General features: G+C 41.3%; 7 protein-coding genes and 1 tRNA gene. 5 read left to right on the top strand and 3 right to left on the bottom strand.

The features are described 5' to 3' along the window. The first annotated feature begins 37 nt into the window (after window positions 1-37). The 3 genes from mtgA (at window position 38) to AAF462_07690 (ending at window position 2,022) form a co-directional block, all read left to right on the top strand. On the top strand, window positions 38-736 hold the full coding sequence (gene mtgA / locus AAF462_07700) for a monofunctional biosynthetic peptidoglycan transglycosylase (protein MEM7009000.1): 699 nt from the start codon (window positions 38-40) through the stop codon (window positions 734-736). A 78-nt stretch (window positions 737-814) separates the two neighbouring features. Next, window positions 815-1,588, top strand: a complete 774-nt coding sequence (locus AAF462_07695) for an SDR family oxidoreductase (GenBank protein MEM7008999.1) — start codon at window positions 815-817, stop codon at window positions 1,586-1,588. Between the two features lie 284 nt (window positions 1,589-1,872). Further along, window positions 1,873-2,022, top strand: a complete 150-nt coding sequence (locus AAF462_07690) for a hypothetical protein (GenBank protein MEM7008998.1) — start codon at window positions 1,873-1,875, stop codon at window positions 2,020-2,022. A gap of 4 nt (window positions 2,023-2,026) precedes the next feature. Here AAF462_07690 and AAF462_07685 read toward each other — a convergent pair whose 3' ends face one another. Beyond that, window positions 2,027-4,537: a helicase C-terminal domain-containing protein gene (locus tag AAF462_07685; protein ID MEM7008997.1), complete on the bottom strand. Its 2,511-nt coding sequence runs from the start codon at window positions 4,535-4,537 to the stop codon at window positions 2,027-2,029. Between the two features lie 101 nt (window positions 4,538-4,638). Here AAF462_07685 and AAF462_07680 point away from each other — a divergent pair. Next, window positions 4,639-4,728 (top strand) — tRNA-Ser (locus AAF462_07680). A 19-nt stretch (window positions 4,729-4,747) separates the two neighbouring features. On the opposite strand, the gene AAF462_07675 is transcribed toward AAF462_07680, so the two are convergent. Then, window positions 4,748-5,668 (bottom strand): hypothetical protein, encoded by a 921-nt coding sequence (locus tag AAF462_07675; protein MEM7008996.1) that lies wholly within the window; start codon window positions 5,666-5,668, stop codon window positions 4,748-4,750. Window positions 5,669-5,828: 160 nt separating this feature from the next. Here AAF462_07675 and AAF462_07670 point away from each other — a divergent pair, with 160 nt between their 5' ends. Then, window positions 5,829-7,847 carry a S8 family serine peptidase gene (locus AAF462_07670; protein MEM7008995.1) on the top strand — a complete coding sequence of 673 codons (2,019 nt, stop codon included), beginning with the start codon at window positions 5,829-5,831 and terminating at the stop codon, window positions 7,845-7,847. A 64-nt stretch (window positions 7,848-7,911) separates the two neighbouring features. On the opposite strand, the gene AAF462_07665 is transcribed toward AAF462_07670, so the two are convergent. Beyond that, a partial coding sequence (locus AAF462_07665; GenBank protein MEM7008994.1) for a S1 RNA-binding domain-containing protein occupies window positions 7,912-8,262 on the bottom strand: 351 nt, incomplete at its 5' end.

Raw genomic sequence — 8,262 nt, 5'->3', positions numbered from 1 at the left:
TATTGTAATATCCGCAAAAACAACAATATTTACTATGATGACAAAGTTTTTAAGAAGATTATCTATCTTTATTCTAAAACTACTTCTTATACTGGTGATAATATCGCTTGCCTGGGTCACTCTGTACAAATTTGTGAATCCACCGACCACTCCTCTGATTGTAATCCGCTATTTTGAAAACGACACTAAGGGCAGTCTTTTATTGAATGAGTGGAAGAGTTATGATGAAATTTCGGACTATATGAAAGTTGCGGTTATAGCAGCTGAGGATCAAACATTTGCCGCAAATGACGGGTTTGACTTTGGATCAATTGAAAATGCAATTGACGACAGGCTTGAGGGAGGAAGATTAAGAGGCGCTAGCACAATTACACAGCAGACCGCAAAGAACGTATTTCTTTGGCCAGAGCGGTCTTGGACAAGGAAAATTGCTGAGGCTTATTTTGCTCTGCTCATAGATTTAATCTGGAGTAAGCAGAGAATTCTAGAGGTTTATTTAAATGTAATCGAAACAGGAGACGGCATATACGGCGTTGATGAGGCGGCCCGTAGATATTTTGGCAGATCAGCTAAAAGTCTTGATTTAGTCGATTCTGCACTCATAGCAGCGGTGCTGCCAAATCCAAGAATTATGTCTCCTGCAAAGCCCACTGAATACGTGCTTGAAAGAGAGGCATGGATAAGAGGACAGATGGCTAATTTGGGCGGGGTAAGTTATCTTAAAAGAATAAAATAGATCTGCTTTAAATGTTAATTGACTTTGCACAGCCTTGTGTGTAAAACAATTAGTAACTTAATATACGGGGAAACAATTATGGCTAACGAAACGGTATTAATAACGGGGGCATCTTCAGGCATAGGTCTTGGGCTGGCAAAACTTTTTGCAGCCGACGGCAGTGATTTGGTTCTCGTCGCAAGAAGGGAAGAGAGGTTAAATGAGCTGGCAGAGGAGCTTAAATCTGAGCATGGGATACAGGTTCATGTGCTACCGAAGGATCTTACTAAAAAAGCCGCTCCAAAAGAAATTTTCAGCCACCTAAACAAAGAAAACATTCAAATTGATGTCGTTGTGAATAATGCCGGGTTTGGAAACAAAGGTCACATTGCGGATTTGGACACCGATCTTCAGCTCGATATGATTCAAGTTAACCTTGTAGCTCTAACACATCTCACAAGGCTTTTTTTGCCGGGAATAATCGAACGAGGCCATGGTGGAATACTAAATGTGGGCTCACTTGCCGGATTTCAGCCCGGGCCAAATCTCGCAGTTTACTTTGCCACTAAAGCATTTGTTCTCTCATTTACAGAGGCACTTGCAGAGGAGACTTCTAACCCTGATATAAAAATTTCATGTCTCGCACCGGGGCCAGTGAAAACAGAGTTTGGAGAGAAGTCTGATCTTGAGGATTCTTTACTTTTTAAGGTAAGTCTAATGGATATGGAGCCTGTGGTAAAAGCAGGCTATGATGGATTTAGAAATGGACAAACAATTGTGATTCCTGGCATAAAGCAGCAGATTGTGCCGTTTTTAAACCGTTTTACTCCAAGGCTTATTGTGAGGAAAATTGCTAAGAAGCTAAACTCTTAGTCTATATATAGGGCTTGGGTTAATCTTGTTGCCCTTAAATATTTACTATGATATGCTTAGGTTTTACTACGCGAATAGAGGAACATTATGAAAATCATTGAGATTCTTAGGAAAAATAAATCCGTATTACTTACGTTAACATTATTAGTATCGCTTGCGTTTGTTTACGGCTGTCAATGTCAAGGATCTATAGGTAATTCTTCACAAGACACCCAAACAATCAAAACTCAATCTGACAGCAAGTAGTTTATTAAGATTAGATTACTAATCGGGAGGATGGTTAATTGAAAATTACAAAAAGGTTATCAAAAGCTCTAAGGGTTTCATTACTATTTACAAGTCTTGCAGTTGTTCTTATAGCTCCAGGAATTGTACACTGCTCAGGCTCAGTTGACGTGCCAGAGGGCAGCACTTCAATAATAGAACTCAGCTAACCCATTATCCCAGGAAAGACTTTAAGACTGATGTAATGTTATCTGAGCTGTCAATAAACCTAGTGCACTTTGGAAGTGAGTTCAAAAAGAACTTACCGTAAAATTTACTAATCAGCCTTTTGTCTAAAACTAAAACGGCTCCCTTATCCGTCTTTGTTCTAATCAGTCTGCCGAAACCTTGTTTAAACTTGAGCACTGCAACCGGAACGCTATAGTCGGTAAATGAGTTAATCCCCTGATTTTCCATATACTCAACCCTAGCTTCGATAATAGGCTCAGTAGGAACCCTAAATGGAAGCCTCGTAATAATTACAAGCTTAAGGGCATCACCCGGCACATCGACCCCTTCCCAAAAACTATCGGTAGCAAAAAGAACAGAGTTATCTTCAATCTTAAATTTATCCAGTAGTCTAGATCTAGGAAAAGCGCCTTGCTTAAGTGCAAGAATCCCCTCATCCTCAAGCTCTCCATGTATGTTCCTATAGACAGTTTCCAAAAGTGTGTAGGAAGTAAAGAGTATTAGAGCATTTCCTTTTGAGGCAAACACAGCGTCTCTTATTAGTCCTGATATTGCCTCAGCGTAACCAACATTTCCGGGCTCGGGGATATCGTCAGGAATAGTTAAAAGAAGCTGCTCTTCGTAATCAAAAGGTGATGGTAGGATTTGCTGAGTCACACGCTGCTCATCTATAAGCCCAAGACCTGTTTTTAGAAAATCAAAGTTTTGATTAACTGCCATAGTAGCAGATGTCATAACAACTGTGTTGCATTTGGAGTAGAGTCTTTCTTTAAGGGTGGGAGATATCTCAAGGGGCGATAGCCCTATGCCCGAGAGTATACCGCTTTTTCCCATTCTACCCTCTACCCACCTTACAAATCCGTCATCCTCGGTGCTTAGAAAAGTACTTATTACATCTGAGTAGTAGTCGAGTTTATTGGAGACGCCCTTATACTCAACTATTAGCTTTGCAATATCTGTCTCAACCTCATAGTCTATGAGAATATCGGTGATGGCCTTAATCTCCTCATGAAGCTCCTTTAGCCTTATTCTAAGCAGAGAAAATTTCTTATCCACATTCTGCCAGCCTTCTTCGGAAAGAATATCCTCTGTAATTCTAAGATTAATCTCCTCCTTACCGCCCTCTTTTTCTTGAGTGATAGGAAGACAAAAGTAATATAAAGCGTCAAAAGAATCCCCGATATATTGTTCAACTGTGTCTACTTTGGTTGATAGCAGCTCCTCTACCTTTTTCAGAAGATCATTCACAACTCCCTTTTTATGTATTCTGACAAGCTTGGTTGCAAGAGAGGCAGTGTAGTAGATTAGCCCCTTGCCTTGGCCGCCCTTGCCTTTTCTCTTTAATCTTCTGAGCACTCGCAATAGGCCAAATTTAGTAGCCCTCATGCCAAAATGCGAGGTGGCTGCATCATTTAGATGGTGCGCCTCATCAAAAATAACTCTTTTAAAAGGCGGCAGTATGCCTGCATCGCTACTTTCAGAGGCGCTCTTTATTGCTAAATCAGAGAAAAGCAGATGATGGTTAACAACCAGAAGCTGTGAGGATGCTATTTCACGTCTGGATTTATAAAAAAAGCATCTGGAATAATAGGGACACCTGGCCCTTAGGCAGCTATCGCTCTCGGCAGAGACTTTTTCCCAAACACTATCTGGGGGAGTGAAAGGTAAATCAGAAAGTGAGCCGTCCTCAGTGACCTTGGCCCAGTTTAATATGTCATCAATTGTGCCGACCTCATCTTCATCAGCCATCTCAAACAGTCCTTCCTGCATAGTCTCTGTTCTAAGAAGGCAAAGATAGTTTCTCATGCCCTTTACAAGGGAATAGCTAAAGTCCTCGTCAAAAGCCTCATATAACATTGGTATGTCCTTCTCTATGAGCTGCTCCTGAAGGTTAATAGTATTGGTTGATATAACGATGCGCTCTTCGTTCTGAATAGCCCAGTTTATTGCCGGGATCAAATATGAAAGCGTCTTCCCCGTGCCAGTGCCCGCCTCAACAATATCAATACAGTTATCATTAAAAGAGGATGTCACCGACTCAAGCATATGAATCTGCTCTTCTCTAAGCTCAAATTTATCCCCCATAATTTTAGCCACTTGTCCCTCGGACATAAGCGCATGTTTGGTCTCTTCGATATCAAGCGGTTTGATTTCTTTTTGGAAAAATGGCTCTACCACTACATATACTTGAGAAGCATCATTGTTGACTATTAGAAAGCCGACCCCATGACTGCCGAAGACAGAGGCAATCTGGATATCCTGGTTTGAAGGAGTCAAATTGCCTGAGGGGTGGTTGTGTATTACTACTTCTCCGGGGCTGGCGGACTCAATTACTGCGGGAACTGAGTAATCATTTCCCCTGGCAACTACGGCCACCTCTTCTATAACCTTATCGTCTGAAAATGAGCCGACAAAAAAAACCTCATTTCCAGATGCGTCCTTTATTGCCTTTTGTATAGAAGATTTAACGCCTTTGGAGAAAAAATCTTTGTGCACAAAACTAGTCTACATTATTTAGTAGAGTTTCCCAGATTAGCTGAGAAGTGATTTATTGCCTTAAGATATATGGTTTGGTAGTTTATGTGGATTACTTACTGGGAGGGATGGCCGAGCGGACGAAGGCGCTGGTCTCGAAAACCAGTATAGCTGCAAAGCTATCGTGGGTTCGAATCCCACTCCCTCCGCCATGTCTATAGGTCAATTGTATTATTTCCAAACTTTGGCCCAATTAGGTGAATCTATTGCCTCAAAGCTAAGATCTGAGAAATCAGCAAGTTCAATTGCGCTATTTGGGTTATATTGGGTTTCTTGATTAGACTCATGCTTAATACGGAAAAGCTTTCCTTGAGATGCAAAAAGAAAATCACCACTTCGGATATCCCAGTCGGCCCAGTCTAAGCGTCCAAAGCCCTGTCTAATTAAGGTCTTGGTGTTAATTAGATCATATTCTATTACATACCAGGGACCCTTTCTTTCCTTAATGCCCATAATTTTCATTTCTAAAAAATATTGATTACTCTTGTTTTTAGACAAGGGTTTTCTGTAAATGATTGGCGGATCATAAGTTATCCATATTTTTGCTTTGTAGTCTCTTTTAGCCTCTTTTCCCTCAATTAATGTCCAACCATCTCGCTCAAGCCTCATACGCCAAATAGGATCGTCCTCTCCCCACCCGGATCTTTCTCCAAAAGGCTTAATCTTAAAATTTTTAGGCAATTTATATCCTTCCATAAGCTCCATCTCATTAACTCCCTTATTATATTCATAGTCCCGGTGGTTAAGATGAAGCGTATATTCATTTTCAAACAATCCCCCGCCGCCCCAAGCATCGCCTTTGGGCCATAACATTAGCGCAGTTAAATAAGGAGGTTTGCTTACTGCAGTCCATGAGCCGAGTGATGTCTTGAAATTCCCCGCAAAGTAAACCAATTTAGTGCCGCTTGGAGACAAGTCGCAGCGTCTCTCATATATGCGGCCTTTAAACCATTGTCCTAGTTCGAAAGTATCGCTATTTAAGTTCCATTTTATTAATAATACTTGCGCTGTCGGTCCTCTTCTAAAGATGACTCCATTGGCTGCATTTCTTGCTAGGATCGCATACAGTCTGGTCGTTTTCTTTTGACTCATTAGTATTTATTAAGAAAATAATTGAAGGATGATTCTGATTCTGTTAACTATTTAATTCATTTAAATATGTATTATACAGTCTAGACATAACATTTTATAGTAGGGTATAATAATTTTTAGGTTATAGTATTAGAATATAATACTCTTAGAGGGGTGTATCATGAGAAAACTTTTCTTATCAATTATTGTATTCGCGTTAACAATTGTTTCGCCAATTGTGGCATTAGACACAGTTGCTGAGACTAAAGTTAGCCCGATACTTCAAAACAGTATTAACAAAATTTCTGATATGGCTTCAACCAGAAGCTCAGAGCAAAGAGCTATGAGCACATTCTCAAACGAAGTTGTAAAGGTTGATGACGCAGGAATGATACAGGTTTATGTGCATTGCAACGAAGTAGGAGATGGCAATCTCCAAAAACTTATTGATCTCGGGTTAGAGGTTGAAAGAGTAAACGAAGAATTAAAAATAGTTCAGGGATGGATACCTTCAAGCACTATTAATGATATGGATGAAATGGCATTTGTAGATAGTGTAAGCCCTCCTGAATACGCTCACTCAAGAGTAGGTGCTGTTCAGACAGAAGGTGATGCCGCTATGATGGCAGATGATGCAAGAAGCATGTTTGGCGTTGACGGAACGGGAGTAAAAATCGGAGTTATTTCAGACGGAGTTGACGAGCTTGCAACTTCTCAAGCAGCTGGCGAATTGCCAACAGTAACAGTAGGCGATCCTGGTGAGGGTAACGAAGGAACGGCTATGCTCGAAATTGTAACTGATGTTGCGCCCGGTGCTGAGCTTTATTTTCATACAGGATTTACTACAACTTTAGATTTTCTTGCAGCTATAGATTTCTTTATCGATAATGGCGTAGATATCATAGTCGATGACCTTGGATACCTAACCCAGCCATATTTCCAGCACGGCTCTTTGGCACAAAAATATGAGGATGCCAATGATCTGGGGATTATCACTGCTTCTGCTGTCGGCAATAACAGGCTTGAACACTATGAAGCTCCGTTTTTAGATGACGGAGGGTTTATTGAATCGCAAACTCTTCATAACTTTGGAGTTGTAGCCGGTGGAGGAAACGATGTCGGTATGACAATGACAATTCCAGCAGGAGGAAGGCTTGTTGCTTTTCTTCAGTGGAGTGAGCCATTTGGTTCAGCCACAAGTGAATATCGTCTAGAGGTAAGAGATAGTTTGGATTTTGAAATTTTAGCTCTAGGTTTTGAATTTAATCCAGGCGATCCGCTAAATATTGTTATCTTTGACAATCCAAGTCTTATTAATCCAAGACAAGTAGATCTTGAAGTAGCCCTTTTATCCGGAACCCCTCAAACAATTGAGATTAACTTTAACGGAAATGAAATTGTTAATGAGTTCAATGTCCCAATGGGTTCGATCTTTGGTCATCCAGCGACTGTGCACCTTGGAAGCGCAGCGTTTGAGTGGAACACACCTAACACAATTGAACCGTTCAGTGCAGAAGGGCCTGTAGCATTAATTAATCCAATAGATGCAGTGCTAAGCTCTGAAGGCGGATCTACTAGTGTGGCGCCGTCAATTTTTCTAAACAAACCTGACATTGCAGGTCCTGACGGAGTTTCTACTTCAACAGATGGATTTGAAACATTCTTCGGAACCTCAGCAGCGGCTCCTCATGTAGCAGCGGTTGCAGCACTTGTTGAAGAAGCACGCAGAGATGCAGTTATGGTGGCTGCAGCTTCTAATCCGGAGCTTGTTTCCAATAATGCAGAGACTGTAGTAAACGCCATATTAAACACAGCAGTTGATATTGGAGCAGCCGGTTTTGATTTCAGAGCTGGTAACGGACGCATAGACGCTCTAGCGGCAGTTCAGTCTGTTGTAATGGCGCCGCCTACCGGAACTCCTACACCAACTGCAACCCCAACACCGACCCCAACAGCGGGCCCAACAGCTACACCAACACCTACTGCAGGTCCTACGGCAACCCCAGCACCAACACCAACTGGTGGACCTCCACAAACAGATCCTCCAACAAATAATCCTGGTGGTGGCAATGGCTCAAGCAGTACATGTTCTATAGCTGGAAATACTGTTCAGCTAGGAACAGCGGTTGCAAACCTACTTATTCCATTAGTACCTGTAGCATTTGCATTTGCACTAAGAGCTAGAAGAAGAAACAAATAATTAAAAAGAGATTTATAAAAAGTAAGAGGGCTTCTCAGTTGTGAGAGGCCCTTTTTTTTTGGAGTTAGGAAACTAGATTTAGAGTTATTCCCCTTTTCTCAAGATCAGCCTGAACCACTTTTACCCTTAGCCTCTGCCCTATATCAAACCAGCGGCCCCTCCAGTTTTTGATGGAATCTTTTGGAACAAGGCCTTCGACAAACATCTCTGTGACTTCAACAAACATTCCAAAAGGCATTACGCTTATGACTATTCCCTCAAACTCCTCTCCTATGTAAGGCTTCATTAGTTGAGTTCTCTCAATACTCATTGCCTCGCGCTCTACCTCATTTGCTAGTCTCTCACGTTTTGATGAGTGCTCTGCTATCCACTCTACGGTTTTTTCATCATATGGCGGAGATTTTTTTAAGAAAAG

The sequence above is a fragment of the Thermodesulfobacteriota bacterium genome (assembly GCA_039028315.1).
Taxonomy (GTDB): Bacteria; Desulfobacterota_D; UBA1144; order Nemesobacterales; family UBA2774; genus CR02bin9.
This window is presented reverse-complemented; position numbering and strand designations above follow the sequence as displayed.